The sequence below is a fragment of the Psychrobacter lutiphocae DSM 21542 genome (assembly GCF_000382145.1).
Lineage (GTDB): Bacteria > Pseudomonadota > Gammaproteobacteria > Pseudomonadales > Moraxellaceae > Psychrobacter > Psychrobacter lutiphocae.
Genome location: NZ_KB907628.1, coordinates 34,209 through 58,968 on the forward strand (window position 1 = coordinate 34,209; position 24,760 = coordinate 58,968).

Consider the following 24,760-nt stretch of genomic DNA (forward strand, 5'->3'; position numbering starts at 1 on the left):
CAGGTAAACCAACCAAAATATGAAGTAAGAATAAGAAATAAGAGTTAAGAATAAGTAAGGCTAAACGGGTAAGAAAAAAGAAGTGGTAGATTTGTTTGTACTTGTATTGGGCTTGGAGTAAAATTAAGATACCCTTAAAATTTTGGACCAGCAGGTCTAAGGACAATAAAATGAGTACGCCAGAAACAGAACGCTTAAAAGAAGAACTTGATCATTTAGAAGAAGTGATGCATGAGGTTGAACAGTTTCATACGTTAGAAGAGCAAGTTGAAGATATGAAACGCCGCGGCATCGACCCGCATGAGTCATACAAAAAGTGGGACGATGAAAAGGAAGATAAAGAAGAAGAGACAGACGCTGACAAAGATGACTAAAATCGTTTGGCTCATATCTTTATTGGTCTTAAGTGGTGTTGACTGATATTAATTTATGTTGATTGATATTGTTTGATTCACAAAAAAAGCAGGGAATCCCTGCTTTTTTTGCGTTTATCTATGCCTAAATCCATCCTCAGCCCTGAGAAGCGTTAAAAAAAGCTCTAGGAGAGCTTTTTAGCTTTGCAAGAGCCAAGCTGTGCTTGGCTAAAATCCATCCCCAGCCCTTCCTTTGAGAAAGGAAGGGGGTCAAACCTTGTAAGAGTTAAGGTTTGGTGTGTGGCGTGGAGATTATGGTGTAGGCTGGTGTGGAGGTAACGACACCCAGCAGTGTTACGCAACGAATGTGGACTGAAGGGGTGGTTTAGCCTCGACAGTAGCGGTATCCTGCCAAAGACAATGGCGATGCGGACTGTGGCTAGAGGTGGTGTCGAGATAACAGCAACACCTCTGGCCACGAGAGTCTGCACGCCATTGACGAGGCAGATACAAGCGGATGGCGAGATTTGGCTCCATAGACTCCTATTTATTTGCCACTGTCAATACGAACTAAGCGCACGCTGCCATCTGCACCGACCACACGGCGATAGCCATCTTGGCGCTCAATCAGTTGAGTGATGCTGTCATTGGTGGCACTTGGAGTTTTTTGAACAGGGGTGGTTGGGGTATTAAAAGAACGGCTTGATGCGCCACCGCTGTTGTTGCCCATAATTAGGCGGTAAAACTTCTGTCCAGCACGACCGTCGGCAGGGAACACGCCTTTGCTGGTTTGATACTGTTGAATGGCGGTACGGGTATTGTCACCGATAATGCCGTCTACGTCACCAATGTCGTAGCCTGCGTTGATTAGGGCTTGTTGGATGTCTTTGGCTTGTTGGCGACTGATGCCTGGGTCGTCAGTCGGCCATGCGGTGATAAAGTCTGTTTTACTGCTGTCCTCTTTGGCGATGAGGTCGGATAAGTGGGCGATGGCTAATGCATAGTTTTCTGATGCATTGTATGAGTAGAAGGTGTCGAAGTTTTTGCCTACGAGGAATGCAGGGCCGTTAAGACCAGCAGGTAGTAATAGGCCGGCACGATCTAGATCATAGGGTAGTGGGCGTCCGTCAACTAGCGTGAGACCTTTGTCACGCCAGTAGCTCATTGGCTTTTTGTCATGACGGCTGTTGGCACCCCAGAAGCCTTGTGGCAGCTTGACTTCATAGCCCCAAGGTTCACCGCTTCGGTAGCCACGATTTTTTAGGAAGTTGGCGGTAGAGGCTAGGGCGTCCGGCTTGCTGTTGACTAGATCGCGGCGGCCATCACCGTCAAAGTCGACGGCCAAGTCTAAGAAGGTGCCTGGCATAAACTGCGTCTGACCAAAGGCGCCTGCCCATGAGCCTTTCATGTCGCTGGCGGCGATGTCACCGTTTTGTACAATCTTTAACGCATTGGCAAATTCTCCACGAAAGTATGATTGGCGGCGGTCAAAGCAAGATAGGGTCGCCAGTGATTGGAACAAGTCTTTTTTGCCTAGGGTTTGTCCAAAGTTTGATTCCACGCCCCACACGCCAAGCACGTGCTCCGGCTTAACGCCATATCGTGATTCGATACGGCGTAAGGTGTCCGCCATTTCATATTTGGCGCGGATACCATCTTCGACACGCTCTTTGTCAACTAGGACAGACAGATAATCCCACACATCCTTTTGGAACTCTGGCTGATAATTAAGCGACTGAATGACGCTTGGATCTGGCTCACTGGGACGATAGTTGTTAAAGGTATAGCTGTCAATACTGCGAAAGGCGCTAGATCTTTGTAGGTTGTCTAAGCACTGCTGAAAATGAGCATTGGATAAGTTGGGTGCAGGAGGCTTGGCGGCTTGCGCTGTTGTGGCAGTTAGGGTTAGACCGATGGCAGTGGTGATTGCGGTAATCTTGGCGTAACGCATAAAAAAATCCTTTCATTTAAACGGCTGTGTTGTTATGTGTTTATCTGGCTATTCGGCATGTTGTGTCAGGGTGTCTGTGACAGGGACTACTGCTATGACAGGGACTAGTGTTATAACAGTGACAGCACCTATGACTGTGCCTGAAAACGAGAAGCATAAAATAAGGTTAGCTTAGGGTAACTAAAATCAGCTTTAAATTAAAGCTGTTCGGTATTTTGGTTACGATAAGATGACGTGAGAACAAGGTGAGGGAGAGGTGGGGGTGTGTATCGCCATAGCTTAAGAATCCAGTTTAACTCTATATCCAGCAATAAACATCATTATTTGAACGTAGAAGCTGTCTAATTGCAATGTGGAATTTAACAAGGCTATGTCGTCTATCAATGGCTATGTTGTCTATCAATATAGTAGAAAATACATCGTTAAATTGATTAGTGTTATGTTATAACATATTATGTTAATCCTACTAATTATCATGGAAATTAAACTATTTATCATGGAGCTTAAACTATTTATCATGGAGCTTAAACTATGATTGCCATCAAACAACCTATGTCTCAAGCATGTTTAGCCGAGCAAAGCTTATATCCGCAATTAATATCAGACATTCGGTCGCTATCTAAAACTTGCAAAATAACCTTAAATTATTTTTATGATGCGTTCTCAAGAGGGGTATGCCCAAGCTTAGAGCAATATTTCCTTGCTACACACACAGAACAACGTTTGATGGGCGTTGACTCGCAGCAAGGCGTGGTCACTGGATGCTTTGGGTGCTATTGTCAGTTTAAAAACGAGTACGAATTATCGACTAAAAAAAGGACTGAACATTTGGTGGATTGGTCCACGGGAAAGGTCTATGCCTGGTGTATATGGGATGCGTTTTTTATCGTTAAAACTATTGGCAGGTCTGCAACCATAACCAGCGTAGACCCAATAAATCATGAGCAAATCAAAATTTATTTTGATGGGGTCCACTTTCATATTGACTCTTTATGGTTTAGCTTTCCGCTTGGGTCTTTACACATTACGGACTCGATAAGAGCCTGCTTTTGTTGTCGTACCAAAGCATTTACGTCATTATCTTCAGCCAAACGCTTTGCCAAAGAGTACCAATGTGAAGTGGTGAACTTAGCACAAATGCTTGAGCGCACCGATCAAATGGTTGATGCTTTAAGCGTTGCTTAGAGTTTTAGGTTTTAGATATTACTTCTTTAAGAAACGGTGTCTATCATCGTTTACAACTAAATGTTGTAAGCATTGTATGCGACAACTATGTTGACAAACACCGCTACTAAGAAATCCTTAGTAGTTCAAATACAAGGTAAATCGAACTACTGGGGATTACTCGGTAGTTGTTCAAATCAATAAATACTTATATAACTATAACAATAGACCCCAACTATGATAACCCTAAACTTCGAGCCCAACCTAGAGCATCAAACCCACGCCATCAATGCGGTGGTAGATTTATTTAATGGACAACCCACCCAAGTAAATGGTTTAAACGACAGCTTTATTCTCACTCAACCCAATACTGACCTTATAACAAATATAGACAGTAGCCAAGATAATCAAAACTCTGCCAGAAAATCTATTGACAGCCAAACTATCGCCAATCAGCGTATCATTAGCGATGAGCAGTTACTAGATAACATTCAATCTATCCAAAAAGCCAATGGTATAGAGCCCTCAAATCTACTCTTTGATGAAGAAGTAGAGTCAAAATCAGTAAAAAGTAAGCAACCTATTCAATATGGCTTGCTAAAATACGGTATCAATGCCTCGATAGAGATGGAGACAGGCACAGGGAAAACCTACGTCTATTTGCGTAGTATCTTTGAGCTGTATCAAAAATACGGTATGCGTAAATTTGTCATTGTCGTACCATCAGTGGCTATCCGTGAAGGGGTGCTTAAGTCCATTGAGATGACCAAAACCCACTTCACCAGTCTTTACGATAACACACCTGTGAATGCTAGAGTCTATGACAGTAAGAACTTAAGCATTTTACGCGACTTTGCTACCAGTAACCTGCTTCAGATTTTGGTTATCAATATTGATGCTTTTGCCAAAGATGAAAATATCATCAATCAAGTGCGTGAGCGTGGTATTGCGCCTATTGAATATATCCAAGCCTGTCAGCCGATAGTCATTGTCGATGAGCCACAGAATATGGAGACGGATAAACGACTAAATGCCATCGCCAGTCTTAATCCTCTTATTACGTTGCGTTATTCAGCCACTCACAAATATAGTCGTCATTTGCTTTACAGTTTAAATCCGGTCAAAGCGTATGAAGCTGGTCTGGTGAAGCAAATTGAAGTCGATTCGATTATGGCGAATGATAAGTTTAACGAAGCCTATATCGAGCTATTAGAAATTACCCCTAAGAAGACCAAAATCACTGCAAAAATCAATGTCTATGCCAATGTAAAAGGCGTGGTAAAAAAGAAAACAATGAGCGTCAGTGATAATGATGACCTGTATAAAAAAACAGAGCGTGAGATTTATAGCAATGGCTATGTGGTCACAGGTATCAATGCATCTGAGGGATATATTGAGTTTGCCAATGGAAGCATTGTACGGGCGGGGCAACAATTGGGCGGTATGAATGACAGTGTCATGCGTTATCAAATTGAGCGCACCATTGAGGCGCATTTAGATAAGCAAAGACAATTACTAAATAAAGGTATTAAAGTGTTGTCTTTGCTGTTTATTGATCGAGTCGATAATTACCTAGTCAATACCGCACAGGGTTATGAGCGCTCAGGCAAGTTTGCGCTATGGTTTGAAGCACTGTATAGACAAGTATTAGATAAACCTAAGTATAAAGAGTTAAAGCAACAGCTGGCAGGTTTGTATCAAGGCAGTATCAGTGATATTCATAATGGCTATTTTTCTGTGGACAGTAAAGGGCGTGCGAAAGACACATCTGGTGCTACTCAAGCTGATGATGATACGTATAGCTTGATTATGAAAGACAAGGAAAAGCTACTTGATCTCTCTAACCCTTTACAATTTATCTTCAGTCATTCAGCGCTACGTGAAGGTTGGGATAACCCAAATGTATTCCAAATATGCACTTTAAATGAAACTAAATCTGGTATGAAAAAACGTCAAGAAATTGGACGTGGTTTGCGCTTGTGTGTTGGTGCAGATGGTAATCGTATTTATGACAAACAGGTCAATGTATTAACCGTTATTGCTAATGAAAGCTATGAAGATTTTGCCAAAAATTTACAGAATGAAATAGCAGAAGACTATGGTATTGAATTTAATGGCACCAAAAATATGGCGCAAAAACGTGAGGTCAAATATCGAAAAGACTTTATGTTAGATGATGACTTTAAAGCCATCTGGGATAAAATTAAACAAAAGACCCACTATCAAGTTCGTTTTGACAGCGATGCCTTAATTGATGCTGTTGCCAATCAGTTACAAGATATGGAAGCCATTCAAGCGCCACATGTGAGCGCGGTAAAAAAACGGCTAATAATGAGCGATGAGGGTATTGACAGTCGTATGGTTTCGGTGAATAGTCAAGCGGAACACTATCAGATTGATGCAGATGACACTGACAATAGTCATCAAAGCCGAACACTGTGGGCATTGCCAAATGTGCTAACGTATTTAGCCCGCCATACTAAACTGACTCGTCAGACGTTGGTTAAAATTTTAGCCAAAAGTGGGCGAATGGCAGACTTGTTTGTTAATCCACAACTATTTTTGGATAGAGCAGTACAAATTATCAAACAGCAACAAGCGACTTTGATGGTTGATGGGGTGGAATACCGTAAAAGTGGTCAAACCTATTCGCAAACATTACTGGCTAACTTAGTCAAGCAAACCACTGCTGTTTATGCGAGTGACTATCACTTTGAGGTAGAAGCCCCCAATAAAACGATTATAGAAAACCTGATACCGTTGGACTCGAATACTGAGCATCAGTTTGCGCAAGATTGCGAAAGTATGCCAACAGTACGTTTTTATTTTAAACTGCCTAATTGGTTTAAAATTGATACACCAGTCGGTACTTATAATCCTGATTGGGCAGTGGTGAAAGAAGATGAGGCAGGGGTCAGTCAATTGTATTTTGTCGCTGAAACCAAAAACACAGGTGGCATGAGTGCAGGTGGACATAACGTTGATATCAGTACATTACCGTTAGCACAGCAACAGCGTATTCATTGCGGGCAAGCCCATTTCAAAGCGCTGGATAATGAGGTGCAGTATAAGGTTGTGAAGACGGTGGCTCAGTTGTAGATATAAAACTGGATTAAATCACTAACATAGAGCGTAATATGAGAATTTTTGACTCAAGACATAATGTTTACGATGCAGTAAACGCATTCATCGAACATGGTGTGGTAGTAATAGGTGGTACTAAAACACCTGCTATTGCTTATATTGAACGCTTAAAAGAATGCTTAAGTGTCTATGCAGATGTAGAACCTATTTTAGGCTATGAAAACGTACCAAATTATGGTTACTTGTATTTTTTATATGATTTAAATAGATTTGAATCGAGAAGTGAAGAATTGCTTCGAGTTGTAACGCACGTTGACGAAATGAATGCCCTCTAATTTGTACTTATTGCATTCACTAATTACACAGCTTTCCGCCTAACCCAAACCCCCATCTCCCAAGCCTCACCAGCGCCCAACGTTACATAATCCAAATGCGCATTGGCAGTTTCGATACATAACATGCGTTGGTAGGCGTCATTAGCAAATTGGGATACTTGTTTAGCGGTGTCGACCCACGGATTCCAAACTACTGTGCTATTGCTACCCATTGCGGTAAGTTGATAAATATGGGCTGGCGTGTTTAGGATGATGTCAGGTGCAGCATGATAAATCCTATCGACTTCACCAGCAAAGCTAATATCACCATGTTGGGTAACTGTTTGGGTGGATGTGTTCCAAGCTTTGGTTAGTGCATCGCTGTAAGATATGCTGTCAAAGCCAGCAATATGGGTGTTGATGATGTCAGCAGTGGGTAAGTAGGTGTGTAGGGCTTGCGAAAAATGTACGGTGTGTTGCGCATTGTTTTGGGTAATTAGGTTAATGGCAAAGCCTTGCTGACTAAAGTTAAATTTGACCTTCAAGTCAAGCTCAACAGATGGTGTTTTATCATGCATTAATTTTAAAACAAGTTGTGACGCTCCATTTAATGGAAAATGGATATTATCGTTATCCATATTGCCATTATTTTTGCTATTAAAGTCATTATTATCAAGGCTTTTGTCAAAACTGTCCATGACAAACGGCTGAATGTCGGCATAGCCATGTTGGGTGATGTCAAACGGACAATCAGCAAAGCATGTTTTCACTGCTGGAGGATTAGCCTCAAACATGCCAAATACAGGCCAGCAAATAGGCACGCCACCACGCACCGATACCCCTTTTTTATACTCTGCTTGTTCGCTTACCCAAAGCCAATTATCCGAAAAATCAGAATGTGCTTTTTGTTTGGCATCAGCACCGTTATCCGTCATAAAATGGATAAGCTGTGCCCCTTGCAATAACACAACGGCACGGTATCCTTCACCCGATATGGTTAGGGTATCTAGTTCGCCTATTTTATTATGGTTAAGAGTAACTGGCATGATGCTGGCTCGATTTAGCTATCAAAGTATAAGCAAGACGATATCCTGAGTTGCCAGCAGTTGATACCACGTCATTTTTTTGGCGTACTATCATGTTGATATCATAATGCTTAGCATAATAGTCATCTAGCATCGCCTCGGTAATGATAAATGGTGGCCGTACTCTTTGCAGTTCATCTTCTAGATACTCATCATCATAGGCAAAGGTTAATAGTAGCTGGTTCGCCCCACCACTTAGGTGAATTAACTGCTGGGTGTAGCGTGTGCGCAAACAGTCAGGTTCAAAGTCAGGTAGGGCAACCAAAGCACCACGGTCATAAATGCTATCAACCTTACCAATATCGGCAGGGGTTAAATCAAAAATATCACCCACCCAAAGCTGGATATCGCATCCATTATGTTCGGCTTGATAGCAGGTTAAATTTGGCGTGGTTGGGTGTGGTGTTATTGTGGCTTCAATGCCACGTTCAGCAAAAAAATCTACAACAGCTCGTTCTACCAGATCAATACCAACCACTTCATACCCTTGCTCGGCAAACCAAATTATATCAGGGCTTTTACCACATAAAGGCACAAAAACCCGCCCTTGCTTAGGCGTGTTTAATACCTCAAAATAATTGACTAACATATAGTTGGGCTTTGATTGGGTAAATCCTGTGTTACCATTTTTCCAAGCGTGTTGCCAAAATTCAGCTTGCATCATTAACATCCATATTTTGTTTTATTGTTTGCTAGAGTAAGGTTTGAGACTATAGCAGAATTTGGCGTACTGGTTAAACCGCTAACCCAAATACTGTTTAAACTCTTTGCGTAGTTTAGCCAGTTTTGGTGGAATAACAGCCGCACAATAGCCTTGGGTTGGGTTTTTATTAAAATAGTCTTGGTGGTATTCCTCTGCTTCATAAAACTCATGCACAGGATGCACCTCGGTGACGATATCCACCCCCATATTGCGTAGTTTATTAATCACACGGTCGATGGTGGGTTTTTGTTTTTCTTCATCGGTATAAAATACCACCGAGCGATACTGGCTACCCACATCATTACCTTGGCGGTCACGTGTGGTGGGGTCATGGGTGGCAAAAAAGATATCCAATATAACCTCTAATGGCACAATCGACTCATCAAAATCTACCTGTACCACTTCGATATGACCTGTTTCCCCGGTACACACATCTTTATAGTTGGCAGAAGCTTCGTCACCGCCCATATAGCCAGAGGTTACCTTTTGTACGCCTTTTACCGACTGAAACACAGATTCAGTACACCAAAAACAACCGCCACCTAATACTAATGTTTGCATAAGAATTATCCTTGTTGTTTGTCGTTTTGATTGTATGTTGAGGATATAAATTTTAGCAGGCGATTGCCAATAGGTGAGTAACAAAGGGTAATGTTATAATGCACTATTGCTATTTATTTTTAGCAAAATATTAGCGCATGATTAGCAAACCGACCTCACCAATACAGCCAAGAGAGTCCCTATGTCAACAACCCCAAATACCCCAGATGCGGTCGTGTATGACAAAGTATTCACCACCCCCCTCGACAAAGCCGCCCGCTTTTCATTTGACGAGCAAGTGGTCGCCTGCTTCCCAGATATGATTCGCCGCAGTGTACCAGGCTATGGGCAGATGCTGGCGATGCTACCGATATTTGCCAAGCGTCATTGCCAGTTTGGTCAGACCAATGAGGCTGGCAAGCGCATCAGCCGTGTCTATGACTTGGGCTGCTCGCTAGGCGGTGCCACCATGGCGTTGTTAAATGAGGCGGGCGGATTTACTGCGGATCAGCTGCAAATCAAAGCGGTGGATATTTCACCAGCGATGACCGAAAAAGCAACCCGTGTATTGGCCGAAAACTATCCAGACCATGATATCGAAGTCATCACTGCCGACATTCGGGGCTTTCAGCTTGAGCCATGCGACATGGTAATTTTAAATTTAACCTTACAATTTTTACCGCCAGAAGACCGCACCCAAGTATTGCAAACCATTTATAACGCCTTAAATGACGGTGGCATCTTAGTATTGACCGAAAAAACCCATACTGGCGATGAGCAAGATGATGCGTGGCTGGTCGAGCGTTATTATGACTTTAAACGGGCAAACGGTTACAGTGAGCTTGAAATTAGCGGCAAACGTAATGCGTTAGAAAACGTGTTGATTACCGATACCTTAGATACCCATCATAAGCGTTTATCAGAAGTGGGCTTTTGCCGCAGTTTGACCTGGTTTCAGTTTTTAAACTTCGCGTCTATGATTGCTTTTAAGTAGGCGTACCTGAGCGCTCTGAATAGACCCTAACAAAACGATAAGTAGCCAATCGCGCCATTCGCTACTATCTTGGTGAGTAAGGCGAGGGGTGCTAATAGACAGTGGCGTTCCTGCGCCACGATACCGCCACCGTCTAAGCACCCCTAACGCCTTACCACACCAAGTATATCCGCTACTGTCACGGCTAAACCGCTTTTTACGGCGACGCTCAGCCCAAAAACCACCCCAAGCTTTTCAACACACAACAGCAAACATTTGCTATCCTTCAAGCTGACTGCCACCGCCTGATTCAGCGTATAGTACAAACACTCTAACGCAAGCTATCATTTTGCACATTGAATAAATCAACCAATAGGTACACCCATGATTCACTACATAACCGGCGGTGAGCGCTCAGGTAAAAGTCGTTATGCCGAGCGCTTAGCCGAAGAGATGAGCGACACGCCTTATTATCTGGCGACCTCTCGGGTGCTTGATGATAATTTTGCTAAGCGTGTTCAGCGCCATGTTAAGGATAGGGTAGAGTCAAGCCGTCAGTGGACGACTATTGAGGCGGATTTGAATTTAGCAGAAGCCTTACAGCGCTATTTTAATCAGCACAAGTCTGATTTAAAGCAGTATAACCAACTGCTAACTATCGTCATCGATTGCGTTACCTTGTGGTTGACCAATTACGTGATGGATTATGACTATGATGTTGACCAGTGTTTGACTTTAGCCAGACAAGACATTGATTCTCTAGTGAATTTTGCCAATCAGAACAAGGCCACACTGTTTATTATCTCCAACGAAATTGGTCTGTGCTTACATGCCAGCACCGCTGAAGGTCGACAATTTGTGTCGTTACAAGGCTGGGTCAATCAGTATTTGGCACAAGTAGCGGATAAAGCGACCTTGGTGGTGTCAGGGCTACCCCTCACTTTAAAGTAAAATTGAATCATTTAATAGATAACATGCTTAATTTTTTTAATCATAGCAGACCACAGTTAGTAAAGGACGACAACATGAGTTTCACCTTAAAAAAAGCCACTCTCGCATTGATGCTGGCATCCGTTTTCTCTGTTTCAGCGCTTGCTGGCAATGATCCTGATTATGATGAGGACTTTGAGGTCGAAGAGGATTGCGATTTGCCTAATATCACAGTTAACAGATACACGGAGATAGGCTGTTTGTATGATGATATTGCTGTTGTTAGAGTGGGAGACAATACCGATAATACTCGCTTTGGTATGGTAAATGCCGATGGAGAGGAGGTTATTGCACCAGAGTATCGTTTTTTTAAGTTTTTTTCAGATGACTTGTTTATCGCTTTTGATAAGGGTTTGAAAGCAGGTCTTATTAGCCGTAACGGTGAGATAGTGCTGCCTGTCATCTATGATTTTGTAGATTCCTTACAAAGCAAGGAGCACACTTTTGATAATCACGCTATTATTCAGGTTGGGAAAAGCGGTGATGATATTAAGACCGGACTGATTAATAGCCAAGGTCAAATTATCATTGAACCCAAATACCTTTTTATCTATAGCGCTAGTGATGATAATAATCAGCTTCTCGATGTGGCTATCAAAGTCGGCGATAGTATGGATGATGTCAAATATGGATTGGTTACTTATTCCGACCAAATTGTTGCACCTCTGATTTATGATGCACCGATTCACTTTAACGGTAACAAATGGGCGAGCCTGTGTAAAGATAACAAATGCAATTTTATAAATACCAAAGGTGAGTTGTTATTGCCGTATTGGGCAGATGATGTCGGTAACTTTTCGGAGTCGATGGCTTGGGTCAAGCAGGAGGGTCGATATGGCTATATTGATGAGTCAGGGCAGTTAGCGATTCCCTTTACTTATAGTGAAGCCGAGGGCTTTGAGCAGGGGCGTGCTATTGTAGTTTATGATGATAACAATCTGAGCTTAGCGCCTGGCTGGGATGAGGCGGAGCAATGGGATACTTATGGCATCATTGATCAAGATAACCATGCCATCGTACCCTTTGAGTATCAATGGATTAAACGGATTAATCCTAACTTATTTTATATTCAGAAGTCTGATGGCTTTGATTTTGTCGATAGCGATGGCAATTTAGCGACGACAAAAAAGTTTGACGAGATTGTCACTGTTTCACTGACGGACGAGTTTTTTGCCGTAAAAAAAGACGGTAAGTGGGGCTTTATTAATCGTGACTTTGAGACAGTCATCCCTTTTGAATATGACAAAGCAGTTGAATTTTACGATGATTTAGCAGCGGTGAAGAAAAACAATAAATTTGGCTTTATTGATAAAGACGGTCAAACCGTTATCCCTTTTGACTATGACGATGCCAATATTGATATCGACGATTGGCGTACGAGGGTTGATAGGAAGTATCGGTTCGGTGACAACATGACAGTCGTGCGCAAAGCAGGTCGTTGGGGCGTCATTGACAAAGGTAATAATATCATTGTGCCTTTTGAGTATGATGATGCGATTGTTGAAACATTCTTTCAAATTAAAGCAACCAAAAACGGTGTGGATTATTTATTTGATATGGATGGTAATCCAGTTGAGGCAGATGATGCTGAGTCTTTAAACCAGTGAGTATTTTCAGCAACTGACATTAACCATACGTTCTGATTTCACCCTCAGCGCATTACCCTTTATAATAGCGACCTTCATTACCAAGCTCACTACCAAATATAAAAACATAACGCCAAATTAAACATAAAAACACAATGAAATCTCTATGATAAATAAAACCATTGAAACTGCCGAACGCGAGCTGTATCTGGCATTGATTCAGCGTGCTCAATATCGTCCCATTGCCACCCAGTGGCTGGCTAAATTGCCACAGTGGTTAAGTGATATCAAAGACAAGCGTAAGTATGCGCATGCGCCGGCATTTTTGGCAGCGGTTGAAAAGTTGCCACAATTGGATATCAACAATGTTGACTTAAACACTGATGTCTTGACCATAGACGCCCAATTAACCGAGGCGCAAAACAAGCAAATCACCGCTTTAATGAAGCAGCTGATGCCGTGGCGTAAAGGTCCGTTTCAGATTGGCACTGGTGATAATAAAGTGTTTATTGACACTGAATGGCACAGTGACTGGAAATGGAATCGAGTAGCACCACATATTGGCTCACTAGAGGGACGTTATGTACTCGATGTTGGCGGTGGCTCGGGCTATCATGGCTGGCGTATGGCAGGGGCGGGCGCAAAGCAGGTGATTATTGCTGATCCGTCTTGCTTGTTTTATCATCAGTTTATGGCGATTAGGCATTTTGTGGGTGGGTTTGATGCCGATATGGCTGAGGATAAAACAGGCATGGGCTACCGCACCCATTATATCCCAGTAGGATTAGAGGCTTTACCAGCCAGTACCGATCAAGGCAATCAATTGTTTGATACGGTGTTTTGTATGGGGGTGTTGTATCACCGCCAATCACCTTTTGAGCATTTGCATCAGCTTAAAAATCAGCTGATAAAAGGCGGACAGTTGGTATTAGAAACTTTGGTTATTGAGGGTGATAAGAATACAGTATTGGTGCCGCATGACAGATACGCTAAGATGAATAATGTGTATTTTATTCCGTCTGTGGCGGCGCTAACCGGCTGGCTAGAAAAGGTAGGTTTTAGTGAGGTGCAATGTGTGGATATTGATATCACCTCGACGGAGGAGCAACGTGCCACCGATTGGATGACTTATCAATCACTGGCTGATTTCTTAGATCCGAATGACTTTAGCAAAACTATCGAAGGCTATCCAGCACCAATGCGGGCAACATTGATTGCGACCAAATAATGCAGGCTGTGAATACGTTATGGATTAAAGGTTGTTTTTGCTGGCAGTTCTGGTGCTGTATCTAGCAAGTGGGTACCACACAATAAATGCCAGCAAATTTGCTATAATACCCACTTCTCAAAGATAACTTCCAATACCAATTTTAATAAAAAGCCGACAAAGCCTGCACCCAATGCCACAAAGATCCAAAACGTACCAGCACGCCCAGCATCTGACTTCTTTGAAATATCCCACATAATAAAGAATAAAAATGCAATAAAAACAGGGAGCAAGATATATAAGCCCCAGTTTGTCACAGTTTCGGCAGAGATGGCAAAGACAGTCGCAATCATGAAAGCAATCCTAATAATGGTTGTGAAAAAAATATCGCTCTAACACCTATTTTGCAATAGGCGCTGTCGGTTAGTACCAGTCGCTACGATGCCAGATTTAGACTGGCTTGAAATAGCGTATGGCTTAATTAAATAGATAGCGTATGGCTTAAATAGATAGGATAACAAATATTGGTCAACCTTGTCGTATATCTTACGTTTTAATCTCTAAAACCTAGGGGTTAGGCCTAAGAATTAAATGTAAATTTTATGGAAAAAAAGCGCTAACCTTGATATATTGAAGGGTTGGTTAAAAGCTCCCTTACACATTTAATAAAAGAGTTTAATAAATTATGTCGCAAGCTCAAATTGATGAAATCCAAGCCTTATTAGACAGCGCTGCTGCTGCCTTAATTGAGCAACAAGTATTGCCTGAAGATTGGCAAAATAACAGCCAGATTACCCGAAGTAAAAATCCTGAGCATGGAGATTACGCCAGTAATATTGCGTTAACCGCCGCCAAAGCTGCCAAGAGCAATCCACGTGCGCTGGCTGAACATCTGATAGCTGCTCTACCAGACAATGATAGCATTGCGAAGATGGAGGTGGCAGGCCCTGGATTTATTAATATCTTTTTGAACAGTGATGCTAAGTTTGCGGTATTAGATACTATTTTTGAACACCAAGCACGTTTTGGTTTAAACGATGAGTTTGCTGGCAAAAAGGTACAGGTTGAGTTTGTTTCTGCCAACCCAACCTCAAGTCTGCATGTCGGTCATGGTCGAGGCGCTGCCTTTGGTATGAGTGTCGCCAATCTACTTGAAGCGGTTGGCTACGATGTCACCCGTGAATACTATGTCAATGATGCTGGTCGTCAGATGGATATTTTGGCAGTCAGTACTTATTTGCGCTATCTTGAGTTAAACGGTGAGCAAATCCATTTCCCAGTGGGCGGTTATCAAGGTGGTTATGTGATTCAAATAGCAGAGGGCGTGCAAGTTGAGCATGGCAGTGTCTATGTGCATCCATATCGTGAAGTCAGCGCTAATATCCCAGAAGATGAGGTCTCTAAAGTTAACGATGCTGGTGAAAAAGAAGTGGTATCTGGCGATAAAAATGCACACGTTGATGGCATCATCGCCAATGCAAGGCGTCTGCTAGGTGAGGGCTATGAGGTCTTTGCCAATGCCGCCTTAAACAGCATCTTGGATGACATCAAAGAGGACTTAGCTGAGTTTGGCGTTCATTATGAGCAGTGGTTTAGTGAAAAGTCATTATCGGATCAGATTGAGCCGGTATTGGCCGAGCTAGACAGCAAAGGCTATCTGTACGAAAAAGATGGCAATACTTGGTTTAAATCGACCGAGTTTGGCGATGAAAAAGACCGTGTGGTACGCCGTGCCAATGGTCTGACCACTTATTTTGCCTCGGATATTGCCTATCATAAGAACAAGTTTGACCGTGGTTTTGATACGGTTATTAATGTCTGGGGCGCTGACCATCATGGTTATATTGCCCGTGTGCGTGCGGCGTTAACGGCGTTGGGTATTGATGAAAAGCGCCTAGAAGTTATTTTGGTACAGTTTGTGGCGCTATGGCGTGGTGAAGAAAAAATCCAAATGTCATCACGCTCAGGTAAATTTGTCACCTTGCGTGAGCTGCGTGAAGAAGTAGGCAATGATGCGGCTCGCTATTATTATGTCGCACGTAAGCCAGAAGTGCATATGGACTTTGATCTTGAGCTAGCAAAGTCTCAAAGCAAAGACAATGCGGTGTATTACATTCAGTATGCGCATGCTCGGGTATGTAGCGTATTAGAAAAGATTGCTAGTAAGGGCTTTGAGGTAGATGATGCACAAGGCAAAGACCATCAAACTTTACTGACAGCCGAAGTTGAAAGTGAGCTGATCAAACTGTTGGCGGCATATCCGTCAACTTTAAAACGAGCAGCGACCGGTCACGATCCTCATGTTTTAACCAATTACTTAAAAGATTTGGCATCGTTATTCCATGCTTGGTATAACGACAATCGTATCTTACCGGTCAGCATTATTGCAGATGAGACACCAAGCGAAGACGAGTTGGCATTAATGCAAGCCCGTTTGCGGCTATCAAAAGCGGTGCGTCAAGTACTGGCCAATGGACTAAGCTTGTTAGGACTGTCTGCACCAAGTAGCATGTAGTTAGCAGAAATTAGATTAGCAAAGGTTAAGTTAGCAAACTTAGCTGATGGTACATTAATGTGTGGTGAATTGAAGCAGTATCCGACTTGATTGAGTCATAAATGGAGAAACTATGTTAGCAAAAAAACCCAAAGGTGGCGTACAAAAGCGACAAAGCAGTAACAGCGCTTCAAGCTTGTTGTGGATCTTTGTTGGTGCTGTATTGACCATAATTATTGGTGGGTTCTTATATTTATGGAATCCATTTGATCTGGGTTCAGAAGAACCAATGACAGAGCGAGTGGTTGAGCCCATCAACCAACAGCCAGTGACCCAAACTGACAGCTATGAATTTTATGATTTGTTGCCAGATCAAGAGATGATTAGCTTGCCGGATGAAGCCATCTTGGGCGATACTCGTCTGCCAGATGAAAATGTGCGTTTGCGACCAGATGTGGTATTAACTCGTCCAGAACAGAGTGGTAATGATGAACAGGCCGACAATAACACTCAGGGTACAGAGTTTGGTGTTGCAGGTGAGACCCAAGGTACTACTGAAGGAACACCAATACAGATGCAGCCATCGACCTCTGAGCCCGATATTGTTATTGTTGAGGAAGAAGGCACGTATGACGATGTGAGCAGTACTCAACAAACTAACCAGCCTGTTGTTGCAGAGCCAAAACAAAGCTATATCTTACAAATTAACAGTTATAGTAATGCGGAAGAGGCGGATAAGCGCCGAGCTCAAGTATTGCTAGCTGGAGTGGATGCTAAGGTTGTCAAAAATACTAAGAATAATGGTCAAGTCTTGTATCAAGTGGTGTCTTCTACGATGACCAGCAAGCAAGCCGTTGCGGTCGCACAACAAAGATTGCAAAACAATGGGATTGACTCATTAATAGTAGAACAGCGGCGCTAGTAGAAAAGCTTGATAGCAAGATGTTTTTTTTGAGAGCAAATCACTTTTCTTGATAATAAAACACTGTGTTTGATGGTAAAGCATATAGTATTTGCCGACCTTAATTCTTTAGGTAAACCATAATTTAGGTGTACAGACTATGCCCAAAGTATCATCGATTACCCGCGTGCTGCGTATCATTGAGGCAGTCTCATATGCGGCAAAGCCGATTACGCCTTTAGAGCTGTCACAAGAGTTAGATATTCCCAAGCCTACGGTGCATCGTCTATTACAGCAATTGATAGAAGATGGTTTTGTGATGGTGGATATCACTGGAGGGATTATTGCTGGTAAGCGTGTGCGTAACTTAGGTGTTGAGTTGTGGCAGCAGCGTCAGTTTTATAGTGAGCGCCATATCATTTTGCAACGTTTAGTACGTGATGTAAAAGAAACTTGTGGCATAGGCGTGCCACATAATATGCATATGGTTTACACCAACCGTGCTATTACCGATTTGCCTTTGCAAATATATTTGCCAGTAGGCTCAAAGTCTCCCATGTGGTGTACCGCAACTGGCAAGCTATATTTAAGTCAACTGCCACCAAATAGACGCCAGAGAATGCTACAAAACCTGAGTTTAGATAAGTTTACCAAAAACACCATTACCGACATTGATGAGCTAAATACTGAGCTTGATAGTATCTCTAAAACGGGTATCGGTATTGATAATGAGGAGTTTATCTCAGAGATGGTAGCAGTCTCTGTGCCAATACTTGATAAACAACACCGTTACTTAGCGTCGCTATATCTACATGCGCCAACCGTACGCATTTCCTTAAAAGAGCTTCATGACTTTGTGCCACGTATGCAAAAGGCGGCACTAGATATCCAAGATTTGGTATATGAGTTGCAAAGCTAGTATTCAATAGCATTAAAGCAATACAGATACTGACAGTGATAATGATAAAAAAAACATCGCAAGTGCTGCTTGCGGTGTTTTTTATGGGCGTATTATTAGTGCAGATTGTAGTTTAAGTTATCAAATAACAAGTTGTTAACGTTACACGTCTTTTAATACACTGTCATCAAAATAACCCATAATACTTGAGAAGTCTTTGTCATTATACTGCTCATTATGGTCATCATAAAGGGTAGTGGCTTGTGTGCCCATCGGCACCTTAGCGCCAGAGTCCTCAGCAGTTTGTAATGCCAAATGCAAATCTTTATGCATGTGCTGAGTCATAAAGCCGCCGCTATAACCACGGCTGGCAGGCACTTTTTCTTGAATCCCAGGATAAGGGTTATACACTTCCAGCGTCCAGTTGCACCCTGAACTTTGCAGCATAACCTCTGATAAAACAGCCGCATCTAAGCCATTTTTCACGCCTAAATTAATCGCCTCTGCTGTCCCTGTCATTAAGATGCCTAGGAGCATATTGTTACAGATTTTTGCGACTTGCCCAGCACCATTGTCTCCAGCATGAAAAATATTTTTTCCCATAATTTTTAGGATAGGGAGTGCGCGCTGGAAGGCATTTTCTTTACCGCCCACAATAAAAGTTAAGGTGCCCGCTTCAGCTCCTGCAGTGCCTCCAGAGACTGGTGCATCAATAATATCAATACCTTTAGCCGCAGCAACATTAGCCACCAGTTTGGCATCTGCAGGGGCAATAGTGCTACTGTCTATGACTAAGGTCGTGCTTGCGATATGTGACAGTATTCCAGCCTCTGTAAGTGCTGTTGCATTGGCATCACCTAAATATACGCTTTTTACATGTTTGCCTGCTGGTAGCATAGTGATGACGACATCTGCCTCTTTGACAGCCTCTACTGGCGATGTGGTGGTATGTGCACCAGCCTGTGCCAGTTGTTGCTGGGCAGTGTCAGATAAGTCAAAAACGGTGACGTTAAAGCCAGCCTTGACTAGGTTTATGGCCATAGGTCCGCCCATATTGCCTAGTCCGATGAAGGTAAGGTTTAAAGGAGAGTTAGTGCTGTGTTTATTAATAATTTTTGAAAGCATGACATCATTCCTTGATGAGTTTTATTTGGGTTTGATCGAATAGAAAAAGGTGGACACCCCTTAATATAGTGACACAGGGACACTTAAAAATAGGGACTGTATAGAGTTGATAAATATCACTGATAGACAGGCAACCCATTTACTCCACCTTCATTGCGCCTAAAGCATCTGTACCTAGCCAGTCGGTAAAAATATGCTTGCCTTGTGGATAGGGGCTAGTAAAGTGATTGGCAATATAGGATCGGCCTTCAGTGCTTAAACAGTCTTCTAAGCTGCGTGACCAAGTTGGATTTTTATCTTTATCAATTAATAACGCACGTACTCCTTCTTTAAAGTCAGGGTTATTAGCGCAGTGTACTGCCACATTAGCCTCCAGGTATAAGATTTGTTCTAACGACAAGTCTTTGACCTTATAATACAGCTCATAAGTTAAGGCGGCGGTGACTGGGCAGCCAGCACGATAGGTGGCTAATGCACGCTGTGCCCAAGCATCTTCTGCAAACTGAGGATTTAATTTAGCAAGCGCTTGATCGTCTTGTAATAAGGCGTCAATTTGTCTTAGGCCGCCGCTGACCATCAAGGTTTGGATAGCTTGCCAATGTTGCACCAGTTTGCTTGGCTTGAGTTCAACTGCTGTATTTTGTGCTAAGGTCGCTAGGCATTGACTGGTGATATGACTGGCGGCACTGGTTAAGTCGTCAGGATATTCGCTAGAGCTGTTTCCCCAATCTGTTTTCGTAAGAGCATCAACCAGTTGCGGATAGCCGTCACTGGGTAGGGCATATTCGGCAAGGCTGGTAAACAGTGCATCACTGGCATTACATAGGGCGCCGGTCAGCCCTAAAAACAAGCCAATTTTGGCTGGCATCCGCTGCAAAAACCAGCTACCAGAGGCATCAGGGAAGAGACCGATGCTAATCTCTGGCATGGCAAACTTAGTGCTGTCAGTGACAATGCGATGACTACAAGCCGCCATCAGCCCCATGCCACCGCCCATAATGATGCCGTTGCCCCATAAGATAATCGGTTTGCTATAAAAGTGCATCTGCCGATAGAGTGCATACTCGCTACCAAAGAAGTCGGTGGCATAAGGGTTGGGCAGTGGTGGGTTATCGAGCATACTGTCATACAGCTTACGAATATCGCCGCCAGCACAAAAGGCCTTATCGCCTGAACCACGTAGTAAGATGGCCACGACTTTATCGTCATTTTGCCACTGTGTTAGCTGCTCACTGATTAGCTGGCACATATCTACGCTCAAGGCGTTGAGTGACTTGGGTGCATTGAGTGTCATCTCACCAATCACATGCCCTGACTTTGTGCTATGGGAGACAAATAAAACTGGCGCATTGTCTGAATGTTGCATTTAAAAATCCCTTTTCCCTGATAGTTAAGCTGCGAGTACCTAGTACCTAGTTATGTTGCTAGTAAACAGTCTTTATTGAGACGTCTTTTTTGGCTTATGTTTTTGTTGAATGATTGTGTTGAATGATTGGGCTTATTTATTGCTCCAAACTGGCTTACGTTTTTCTAAAAACGCATTTACCCCTTCGGTTTGATCAGCGCTATCAAATAGCTTCACAAAGGCTTCGCGCTCATTGATAAGATTGTAGGCAGGTGCCTGATGTCTGGCTGCCTGAATGAGTTGTTTGGAGGAGGTGACAGCCACTGGTGATTGATTGGCAACCTTTTTGGCAAGCGCTAGAGCTGTGCGTAACCCTTCGCCTTTAGCAACCACTTCTTCGACCAAGCCAATACGCAATGCAGTTGCTGCATCAACCCGTTCGCCACAAAGGACCATGCGTTTTGCCCAGCCTTCACCGACCAGCCAAGGTAGATTTTGGGTACCACCAGCGCAAGGTAACAGGCCGACACTGGCTTCTGGTAGCGCCATCACAGCATGATCTTCGGCAATACGAATATCACAGGCCAAGGCAGTTTCTAAGCCGCCACCCATGGCATAGCCATTAATGGCGGCAATGCTGACACCTCGATAGTTAGATAAAGCTTCAAAGGCCTCACCAAAGGCAACCGCCATCGAAATGGCATTGCCTTTGTCGCCATCGGCAAAGCTGTTTAAATCAGCACCAGCGGAGAAGAATTTTTCACCGTCACCATGAATTACTAAGGCATACACTGAGTCGTTATTATTTAAGTCGGTGACCAGATGTTTTAACGCTTGTAAGCTTTGCAGTGTCCAAGTATGTGCTGGCGGGTTGTTTAGGGTTAAGGTGGCGATGTGGCCGTCAATGTTGAGATCTAAATTGGTATAAGTTGTCATAAGGTTCCCTTGTATTTGTTTTATCCTTGATGGGTTTGTCTTTGTCTTTTTTTTAACGCAAACTGTCTGTTAACGTAAGCTGTCTGCTTGTCTGCTAGCGCAAACTGTCTAAGGCGCCTTCACTTAGCATTTTGCGTGACACTATGACTTGCATAATCTCATTTGTTCCTTCCAATATCTGATGCACGCGTAAATCACGCACATGTCGCTCAAGGGGGTATTCGTTTAGATAGCCATAGCCGCCATGTAGCTGTAAGGCTTGATTTGCAACATCAAAACTGAGTTCAGTTGCCATACGTTTTGCCATAGCACAGTAAGTAGTGGCATGGACATCCTTGTTATCCACTTTATTGGCCGCAAGATAAATCATTTGTCGAGCTGCGATAGTTTGGGTCAGCATATCTGCCAATTTAAACTGTACCGATTGCAGCTTACTAATGGCGCTTCCAAACTGTTTGCGCTCTTGTACATAAGTCAGGGCAGTTTCTAGGGCGGCTTGTGCGGTACCGACTGCACAAATACCGATATTAATACGGCCACCATCTAAGCCTTTCATTGCAAACTTAAAGCCTTCGCCCTCACTGCCGAGCAAGTTTTTGGCAGGGACTTTAACGTCTTTAAAATGAATGGTACGGGTTGGCTGCGCTTTCCAGCCCATTTTTTGCTCGTTTTTACCATAACTGATACCGTCACTGTGAGCATCGACCACGAAGGCAGATACGCCTTTTGCGCCTGCGTCGCCGGTGCGTGCCATAACGACTAATATATCAGTTGAGCCAGCACCTGAGATAAAGGTTTTTTCTCCATTTAAAATATAATAGCCTTCATCACCGTCGTCTTCTTTAACTGCTTTGGTGGTGAGCGATCCTGCGTCAGAGCCTGCATTAGGCTCGGTTAAACAGTAGCTGGCAAGTAGCTCACCACTGACCAGCTTGGGAACGATGTCACTGCGCACCTCGTCTTTGGCATACTCGCCAATCATCCATGCCACCATATTGTGAATACTGATATAGGCAGCAATAGCAGTATCGCCCCAAGCTAGCTCTTCAAATACGATTGCAGAGTCAAGGCGAGGAAGGCCAAGACCATCATAATCTGGATTGGTATATAAGCCTAAAAACCCTAATTCTCCTGTTTTTTTGATGACGTCGACAGGGAAGTGGCTGTTTCTATCCCACTCAGCGGCGTTAGGTTTCAATTCCTTTTGGGCAAATTGGCGTGCCATTTTTTGGTAAGCCAATTGATCATCGGTTAATGCAAAGTCCATGATGCATCCTGTTTAACAAGTTTTTATAAGGTGTGACGGTTTTGTTTACGCTAATTTTTTAAGCTCTTTTCTTTTAGCTAAAGAGCCAGGCTAAAAGGTCAGTCTAAAAAGTTAAGCTAGCCCTTTAGTATAGCAATCTAGTATAACAAGCAAAATAGGCTTGGGTACTATTGATGAATAACTAGATCAACTAATCATTACATCGAAATAGTGGTATTTACCTTACCCTGACTGGCTTCATCATCAAACCAGCGCGCGGTGACCGTCTTAGTTTGGGTATAAAACTGTACCGCCTGCTTACCATAAGGCCCTAAGTCACCCAGCTTACTGGCACGTGAGCCTGAAAATGAGAACATTGGCAGTGGTACTGGAATAGGTAGGTTAATACCCACTTGACCTACGTCAATGTCTTGCTGGAATTTATGTGCGGCTGCTCCTGATTGGGTAAAGATGGCTGTACCGTTACCATTTGGATTGGCATTGATAATCTCAATGGCGTCATCCAATGAGTCAGCACGTATGATACATAACACTGGACCAAAGATTTCTTGAGTATAAATCTGCATGTCGGTTGTCACATTATCAAAGATAGTTGGGCCAACGAAGTTCCCCTTTTCATAACCATCAACCACGATGCCCCGACCATCCAATAACAAGTCAGCACCTTCATCGACACCAGTTTGGATCAGATGCTCCACTCGTGCTTTGGCTTGTGGGCTAATTAGTGGTCCTAGATCCTTATCCTCTTTACCAGCAGCGACTACCAAGCCTTCTGCTTTGGCTTTGATGTCATCAATCCAGTTTTGTGCGTTACCAACCAAGATGACTACTGACAGCGCCATACAACGCTGACCAGCTGCACCAAAGGCAGCCCCAGCCAACTGATTTAGAGTTTGTTCTTTATTAGCATCAGGGAGGATGACAGCGTGATTTTTAGCACCCATCATACATTGCACTCGTTTTCCAGCTTCACTGGCACGCTGATAGACGTGTTTGCCGACCTTGGTTGAGCCTACAAAAGAGACCGCTTTAATATCAGGATGGTCACAGATGGCATCAACCGTTGGCTTGCCACCATGCACTACATTCAATACGCCTTCAGGCACACCAGCTTCAATGGCCAATTCGACCAAGCGCATGGTAACCATTGGATCTTGCTCAGACGGTTTTAATACAAAGGTGTTACCGGTGGCAATCGCCATGGGGAACATCCATAGCGGAATCATGGCTGGGAAGTTAAAAGGGGTAATACCAGCACAGACGCCAAGAGGTTGCCAAATGCTGTAAGTGTCCACACCAGAGCCGACATTTTCAACAAAATCCCCCATTTGTAGATTGGTAATGCCAGAGGCATGTTCGACCACTTCCAGACCACGGAAAACATCACCACGAGCATCAGCGATGGTTTTGCCTTGCTCGGCAGTGAGCAACTCAGCCAGCTCATCCATATGCTCACGGATTAAGGCCTGATAGGTTAAAAAGATACGGGCACGTTTGCTAATAGGGGTCTTGCGCCAAGTTTTGAAAGCTTCTTTGGCAGCAGCAACAGCGGCATTGATTTCATCATCTGTGGTTTGCGGAACTTTGGCGATGACTTCTTGGGTGGCTGGGTCAGTAATATCAATCCATTCTGAGGTATTTGACTCAACGAACTGACCATTAATGAGTTGTTTGACGTGGTGCATAAGATGTCCTTATCTTTATTTACTGTTGTGATTATAGTTGCTAATTGATTAGTTAAATAAGGCATTAACTAGTCAATCAACAACAGAATATTAGATTAATTTAGATAATAATGATACAAAATATATCATTTTACAAGTGTAAATTAAAAAATAAGTGGC

The 24,760-nt window shown here is 43.2% G+C and carries 21 protein-coding genes; 11 read left to right on the plus strand and 10 right to left on the minus strand.

The genetic code is table 11. The annotated features are described in order from the left end of the window. Positions 1-170 precede the first annotated feature (170 nt). On the plus strand, positions 171-374 hold the full coding sequence (locus H140_RS0104050) for a hypothetical protein (RefSeq protein WP_019672378.1): 204 nt from the start codon (positions 171-173) through the stop codon (positions 372-374). A gap of 526 nt (positions 375-900) precedes the next feature. On the opposite strand, the gene H140_RS0104055 is transcribed toward H140_RS0104050, so the two are convergent. After that, the gene (locus H140_RS0104055) at positions 901-2,304 is read right to left on the minus strand and encodes a lytic murein transglycosylase (RefSeq protein ID WP_019672379.1); all 1,404 of its coding nucleotides are present in this window, start codon (positions 2,302-2,304) and stop codon (positions 901-903) included. A 531-nt stretch (positions 2,305-2,835) separates the two neighbouring features. Here H140_RS0104055 and merB point away from each other — a divergent pair. The 3 genes from merB (at position 2,836) to H140_RS0104070 (ending at position 6,887) form a co-directional block, all read left to right on the plus strand. Next, positions 2,836-3,489 (plus strand): organomercurial lyase, encoded by a 654-nt coding sequence (merB, locus tag H140_RS0104060; RefSeq protein WP_019672380.1) that lies wholly within the window; start codon positions 2,836-2,838, stop codon positions 3,487-3,489. 216 nt (positions 3,490-3,705) lie between these two features. Then, on the plus strand, positions 3,706-6,567 hold the full coding sequence (locus tag H140_RS0104065; protein WP_019672381.1) for a restriction endonuclease: 2,862 nt from the start codon (positions 3,706-3,708) through the stop codon (positions 6,565-6,567). A gap of 38 nt (positions 6,568-6,605) precedes the next feature. Continuing rightward, a complete protein-coding gene (locus H140_RS0104070; protein WP_019672382.1) occupies positions 6,606-6,887 on the plus strand; it encodes a hypothetical protein in 282 nt (93 codons plus the stop codon). A gap of 23 nt (positions 6,888-6,910) precedes the next feature. Here H140_RS0104070 and H140_RS0104075 read toward each other — a convergent pair whose 3' ends face one another. The 3 genes from H140_RS0104075 to msrA form a co-directional block, all read right to left on the minus strand. Further along, positions 6,911-7,912: a D-hexose-6-phosphate mutarotase gene (locus H140_RS0104075; protein ID WP_019672383.1), complete on the minus strand. Its 1,002-nt coding sequence runs from the start codon at positions 7,910-7,912 to the stop codon at positions 6,911-6,913. Continuing rightward, positions 7,896-8,615, minus strand: a complete 720-nt coding sequence (locus tag H140_RS0104080) for a class I SAM-dependent methyltransferase (protein WP_227672875.1) — start codon at positions 8,613-8,615, stop codon at positions 7,896-7,898. Before H140_RS0104080 ends, H140_RS0104075 begins: the two co-directional genes overlap by 17 nt. 78 nt (positions 8,616-8,693) lie before the next feature. After that, positions 8,694-9,215: a peptide-methionine (S)-S-oxide reductase MsrA gene (msrA, locus tag H140_RS0104085; RefSeq protein WP_019672385.1), complete on the minus strand. Its 522-nt coding sequence runs from the start codon at positions 9,213-9,215 to the stop codon at positions 8,694-8,696. A gap of 181 nt (positions 9,216-9,396) precedes the next feature. Between msrA and cmoA the strand changes: the two genes are divergently transcribed. The 4 genes from cmoA to cmoB all read left to right on the plus strand — a co-directional run bounded on the left by cmoA (position 9,397) and on the right by cmoB (position 13,971). After that, positions 9,397-10,188: a carboxy-S-adenosyl-L-methionine synthase CmoA gene (gene cmoA, locus H140_RS0104090; protein ID WP_019672386.1), complete on the plus strand. Its 792-nt coding sequence runs from the start codon at positions 9,397-9,399 to the stop codon at positions 10,186-10,188. 363 nt (positions 10,189-10,551) lie between these two features. Next, entirely contained in the window at positions 10,552-11,118 is a 567-nt protein-coding gene (locus tag H140_RS0104095; protein WP_019672387.1) for a bifunctional adenosylcobinamide kinase/adenosylcobinamide-phosphate guanylyltransferase, read from the plus strand. A 74-nt stretch (positions 11,119-11,192) separates the two neighbouring features. Further along, complete coding sequence (locus H140_RS0104100) at positions 11,193-12,764, plus strand: WG repeat-containing protein (protein WP_019672388.1); 1,572 nt, start codon at positions 11,193-11,195, stop codon at positions 12,762-12,764. A 145-nt stretch (positions 12,765-12,909) separates the two neighbouring features. Next, positions 12,910-13,971, plus strand: coding sequence for a tRNA 5-methoxyuridine(34)/uridine 5-oxyacetic acid(34) synthase CmoB (gene cmoB / locus H140_RS0104105; RefSeq protein WP_019672389.1), 1,062 nt, complete (start codon positions 12,910-12,912; stop codon positions 13,969-13,971). A 101-nt stretch (positions 13,972-14,072) separates the two neighbouring features. Here the strand turns inward: cmoB and H140_RS0104110 are convergent, their stop codons facing one another. Continuing rightward, positions 14,073-14,303, minus strand: a complete 231-nt coding sequence (locus H140_RS0104110; protein ID WP_019672390.1) for a DUF2788 domain-containing protein — start codon at positions 14,301-14,303, stop codon at positions 14,073-14,075. A 332-nt stretch (positions 14,304-14,635) separates the two neighbouring features. Here H140_RS0104110 and argS point away from each other — a divergent pair, with 332 nt between their 5' ends. The 3 genes from argS (at position 14,636) to H140_RS0104125 (ending at position 18,264) form a co-directional block, all read left to right on the plus strand. Beyond that, complete coding sequence (gene argS / locus H140_RS0104115; protein WP_019672391.1) at positions 14,636-16,465, plus strand: arginine--tRNA ligase; 1,830 nt, start codon at positions 14,636-14,638, stop codon at positions 16,463-16,465. Between the two features lie 112 nt (positions 16,466-16,577). Then, complete coding sequence (locus tag H140_RS0104120; RefSeq protein ID WP_019672392.1) at positions 16,578-17,366, plus strand: SPOR domain-containing protein; 789 nt, start codon at positions 16,578-16,580, stop codon at positions 17,364-17,366. Between the two features lie 139 nt (positions 17,367-17,505). Next, entirely contained in the window at positions 17,506-18,264 is a 759-nt protein-coding gene (locus tag H140_RS0104125; RefSeq protein WP_019672393.1) for an IclR family transcriptional regulator, read from the plus strand. Positions 18,265-18,405: 141 nt separating this feature from the next. On the opposite strand, the gene mmsB is transcribed toward H140_RS0104125, so the two are convergent. From mmsB to H140_RS0104155, 5 genes are all read right to left on the minus strand, one after another. Beyond that, complete coding sequence (gene mmsB, locus H140_RS0104130) at positions 18,406-19,368, minus strand: 3-hydroxyisobutyrate dehydrogenase (RefSeq protein WP_019672394.1); 963 nt, start codon at positions 19,366-19,368, stop codon at positions 18,406-18,408. Positions 19,369-19,507: 139 nt separating this feature from the next. Beyond that, positions 19,508-20,734, minus strand: coding sequence for an enoyl-CoA hydratase/isomerase family protein (locus tag H140_RS0104140; protein WP_019672396.1), 1,227 nt, complete (start codon positions 20,732-20,734; stop codon positions 19,508-19,510). A 132-nt stretch (positions 20,735-20,866) separates the two neighbouring features. Further along, positions 20,867-21,649, minus strand: coding sequence for an enoyl-CoA hydratase (locus tag H140_RS0104145; RefSeq protein ID WP_019672397.1), 783 nt, complete (start codon positions 21,647-21,649; stop codon positions 20,867-20,869). Between the two features lie 94 nt (positions 21,650-21,743). Next, the gene (locus H140_RS0104150) at positions 21,744-22,916 is read right to left on the minus strand and encodes an acyl-CoA dehydrogenase family protein (protein WP_019672398.1); all 1,173 of its coding nucleotides are present in this window, start codon (positions 22,914-22,916) and stop codon (positions 21,744-21,746) included. Positions 22,917-23,113: 197 nt separating this feature from the next. Next, positions 23,114-24,601, minus strand: a complete 1,488-nt coding sequence (locus H140_RS0104155) for a CoA-acylating methylmalonate-semialdehyde dehydrogenase (protein ID WP_019672399.1) — start codon at positions 24,599-24,601, stop codon at positions 23,114-23,116. Positions 24,602-24,760: the final 159 nt, after the last annotated feature.

Excerpts from the sequence above, each read along its gene's own strand:
- H140_RS0104050 (WP_019672378.1), top strand. The coding sequence starts at position 171 with ATGAGTACGCCAGAAACAGAACGCTTAAAAGAAGAACTTGATCATTTA.
- H140_RS0104055 (WP_019672379.1), bottom strand. The coding sequence starts at position 2,304 with ATGCGTTACGCCAAGATTACCGCAATCACCACTGCCATCGGTCTAACC.
- merB (WP_019672380.1), top strand. The coding sequence starts at position 2,836 with ATGATTGCCATCAAACAACCTATGTCTCAAGCATGTTTAGCCGAGCAA.
- H140_RS0104065 (WP_019672381.1), top strand. The coding sequence starts at position 3,706 with ATGATAACCCTAAACTTCGAGCCCAACCTAGAGCATCAAACCCACGCC.
- H140_RS0104070 (WP_019672382.1), top strand. The coding sequence starts at position 6,606 with ATGAGAATTTTTGACTCAAGACATAATGTTTACGATGCAGTAAACGCA.
- H140_RS0104075 (WP_019672383.1), bottom strand. The coding sequence starts at position 7,912 with ATGCCAGTTACTCTTAACCATAATAAAATAGGCGAACTAGATACCCTA.
- H140_RS0104080 (WP_227672875.1), bottom strand. The coding sequence starts at position 8,615 with ATGATGCAAGCTGAATTTTGGCAACACGCTTGGAAAAATGGTAACACA.
- msrA (WP_019672385.1), bottom strand. The coding sequence starts at position 9,215 with ATGCAAACATTAGTATTAGGTGGCGGTTGTTTTTGGTGTACTGAATCT.
- cmoA (WP_019672386.1), top strand. The coding sequence starts at position 9,397 with ATGTCAACAACCCCAAATACCCCAGATGCGGTCGTGTATGACAAAGTA.
- H140_RS0104095 (WP_019672387.1), top strand. The coding sequence starts at position 10,552 with ATGATTCACTACATAACCGGCGGTGAGCGCTCAGGTAAAAGTCGTTAT.
- H140_RS0104100 (WP_019672388.1), top strand. The coding sequence starts at position 11,193 with ATGAGTTTCACCTTAAAAAAAGCCACTCTCGCATTGATGCTGGCATCC.
- cmoB (WP_019672389.1), top strand. The coding sequence starts at position 12,910 with ATGATAAATAAAACCATTGAAACTGCCGAACGCGAGCTGTATCTGGCA.
- H140_RS0104110 (WP_019672390.1), bottom strand. The coding sequence starts at position 14,303 with ATGATTGCGACTGTCTTTGCCATCTCTGCCGAAACTGTGACAAACTGG.
- argS (WP_019672391.1), top strand. The coding sequence starts at position 14,636 with ATGTCGCAAGCTCAAATTGATGAAATCCAAGCCTTATTAGACAGCGCT.
- H140_RS0104120 (WP_019672392.1), top strand. The coding sequence starts at position 16,578 with ATGTTAGCAAAAAAACCCAAAGGTGGCGTACAAAAGCGACAAAGCAGT.
- H140_RS0104125 (WP_019672393.1), top strand. The coding sequence starts at position 17,506 with ATGCCCAAAGTATCATCGATTACCCGCGTGCTGCGTATCATTGAGGCA.
- mmsB (WP_019672394.1), bottom strand. The coding sequence starts at position 19,368 with ATGCTTTCAAAAATTATTAATAAACACAGCACTAACTCTCCTTTAAAC.
- H140_RS0104140 (WP_019672396.1), bottom strand. The coding sequence starts at position 20,734 with ATGCAACATTCAGACAATGCGCCAGTTTTATTTGTCTCCCATAGCACA.
- H140_RS0104145 (WP_019672397.1), bottom strand. The coding sequence starts at position 21,649 with ATGACAACTTATACCAATTTAGATCTCAACATTGACGGCCACATCGCC.
- H140_RS0104150 (WP_019672398.1), bottom strand. The coding sequence starts at position 22,916 with ATGGACTTTGCATTAACCGATGATCAATTGGCTTACCAAAAAATGGCA.
- H140_RS0104155 (WP_019672399.1), bottom strand. The coding sequence starts at position 24,601 with ATGCACCACGTCAAACAACTCATTAATGGTCAGTTCGTTGAGTCAAAT.